Annotated in this window: 3 protein-coding genes; all 3 read left to right on the top strand. The window is 38.0% G+C overall.

The window, feature by feature from the left end; translation table 11 throughout:
* Positions 1–255: hypothetical protein (locus Q0117_RS10265; RefSeq protein WP_297926675.1), on the top strand; the 255-nt coding region annotated here is incomplete at its 5' end.
* 612 nt (positions 256–867) lie between these two features.
* Positions 868–2,190 carry a hypothetical protein gene (locus Q0117_RS10260; protein ID WP_297926673.1) on the top strand — a complete coding sequence of 441 codons (1,323 nt, stop codon included), beginning with the start codon at positions 868–870 and terminating at the stop codon, positions 2,188–2,190.
* A complete protein-coding gene (locus tag Q0117_RS10255; RefSeq protein WP_297926670.1) occupies positions 2,190–2,585 on the top strand; it encodes a hypothetical protein in 396 nt (131 codons plus the stop codon). The genes Q0117_RS10260 and Q0117_RS10255 overlap by 1 nt, the downstream gene beginning before the upstream one ends.
* Positions 2,586–2,682: the final 97 nt, after the last annotated feature.

Raw genomic sequence — 2,682 nt, 5'->3', positions numbered from 1 at the left:
GGTCGGCTTGATAGAACTTGCAAGTTTAAAATTCTTTTTTGGAGGTTTAAGATGAAAATCTTAAATTCTTTGGCGATTTTGCTCGGTTCTGTCTTTTTCGGTGCTACGCAAGCTATGGCTGACGTAACTTTTGCGGATGGCAAATTCAGTGGAACTATTGACAGCAATCCTTTCACTTCTGCCGTCGTCGTCGTTATCGGCTTAATTGGCTTGATTTACGCTGTTAAAGCGGGTCTTGCCTTGCTTAGACGCTAAATTTTACCGCCCTTTTCGGGCGGTATTCTTTAGGAGAGTTTAAAAATGCAGATTTCAATCTTACATATGTCTTTACTTTTAAACGCTTTTTATGCGATTTTGGCGCTTTCGTTCTTTGCGATTAAGTCTATTTTTGCAGGTCTGGATCTTTTTTCAAAATGAGTGAAGCTGAAATTTTAAGCCTGACTGGTTTGAGCTTAGAGCGATACAGCTCTTTAATGGCTCTTAGTGGTTGTCTTTGCGGTTTTTTATTCGTCTTGGGGATATTTCTTACAATCTCTAAGATTAAATAAGGTTTTCGGAGGTTTGCGATGGAATTCGTTTTAATCGATTGGATCGGCAATAAGTCGTTCGATTACTTCTTTAGTCTTTTCTTTTGGTTCGGCGTCGCAAATATCCCGTTTCAGTTGGCTTTTACGCTATTTTCTCGCCGTTGGTCTTATGCAACCCCATTTATTTGCTTGCCTATAAACGAAGCGAAGCGCGCGCGGCGTGTAGCTTTCGGACACCCGAAAGCCGCCGCGCATAACAGGGTCGCAGGGGGAGCCGATTTTATGAGCTTGCGATTAAAATCGGGTTCGCTCCCCCTACGCAAATTTAAGGAAGAGTAAAATGTTTAATAAGTTTAAATTCATCCCTCTGATTTTAATATTCTTGGTTACTTTTTCTTTTTCCGTCCAAGTTCCCCTTTCGTCTGATTCTTATGATTATCGCTTTAGAATTTCCGCTGCTGGCGATATGTGGCTTTATGATGGCGTAGTTGATGGTGTATCTGAGCATTGTCAATATACGAAATATGAGAATAATCCTTATGTGAATCCAAATTTTAATGAGTCCGCTTTTAAAAAGGATTCCTTTTATGCCCAATCAGGTCCAGCCACTAAATCTCCTAGTGGTTATTTTGATAATCCTGCCTCTCTTTATAAATTTTTGGGCTATGAAACTATCAATGGCAATCAAATTTTAAAATATGAAACTTATTCTTGGGTTATGAAACCTGGTGCCGCTATTCAAAAGATTTGCGTTCAATGTAATACTAAAGCAGGTGAATATTTTGATTCCACTACCGGTTTATGCGTAAATAAATGCGAGGATATTGCTAATCGACGCGATCGTTTCAATTGTATGTGTAAACGTGCGGGAAAGCTTGATTTTGTTAGTGTTGCTGATCATGTTATAGGCCATGATTCCGTAGTTTGTTCGTATATTTGCACTACAACTAAAGATGACCCTGAAGCTAGTGTAGGTGGCGATGGAAATTTTTATAATGTGAGTTATGAAATTCACGATACCGACCCTAATGCTAATGGCGTCTGTTTCACAGATGACAACTATATTCATGGCACTAATTCCGATAAGCCAGATAACCCAAATCCCGGCAAGCCAGATAACCCAAATCCCGGTAAGCCAGATAACCCAAATCCCGGTAAGCCTGATAACCCAAATCCCGGTAAGCCTGATAAACCCGATCCCGATAAACCTAATCAAGGCGGTGGAGGACACCCGGGCGGTGGTAGCAATCCGGGTAATAATAATGGCACGAAACCGGGTAATTCCGATAATAATAACGGGACTAAGCCAGGCGATGATGATAATGGAAAATTTGATTTTGGCAAATTAAATGAACTTAATGAAGCTGTTGAGGGCGGCACTAATAAATTTATGAAAATTTTTGAGGATGCTAAAGATCAAATCGTTGGTGCTTATAATAGACTTAAGAAAGGTAAATTGAGTGATTTTAAAGTTCATGGTTCTGTTAATAGTTGTCCTTATACTCGCGATTTCGTTATCAAAGATGGATTAAGCAAAAAAATTATTATTGATATTTGCGCTGTTGTAAAGGATACTCGTCCCGTTCTTTATTTTATTTTTTATGCTTTATTTTTATTTCTTTTCTCATTATTCACTTATAAAGCTGTTGCGAGGTTATTATAATGGGCAGGATTGTAAGTTTTTTAGGTTCTTTTGTAGCTAAATGGGGTGGTGCTATAATTAGATTTGGGCTTATGTTTGGTATGGTTATGTTTTTTGCTAAATTTGCCGTTCCTTTTTTCGTAGATTTAATGGACGCTGTTGCTTTCATATTATCTAGGGTCAATGCTTTAATAGATTATATAAATTCCTATACGGGTAATACCGATGAGCTTATAACCCTTTTCTTTAACGTGCTTAAGTCTATCGGCTTTATTGATGCTTTCAGAGATGCTTATACTTTATTCAAACCCATATTTTTTACTCTGATTGTGGTTTTGGGCGGAAAGATCGTCATGAGATTTTTATCCCTATTTGCTAGGTTGCTTAATTACCTCTTTATCTCTAGGATCGATTAAAATGGCTATCTCATACTTACTGGCATACCTAAAAGTGGAAAGACCTATTTAGCCGTTTATCAAATTTATAAGAATTTTATCGAAGTTCCTAAGCCCT

It is taken from the genome of uncultured Campylobacter sp. (assembly GCF_937997535.1).
Taxonomy (GTDB): Bacteria; Campylobacterota; Campylobacteria; order Campylobacterales; family Campylobacteraceae; genus Campylobacter_B.
Note: the sequence above shows the minus strand (reverse complement) of the source record. Positions and strands in the feature narration are given on the sequence as shown.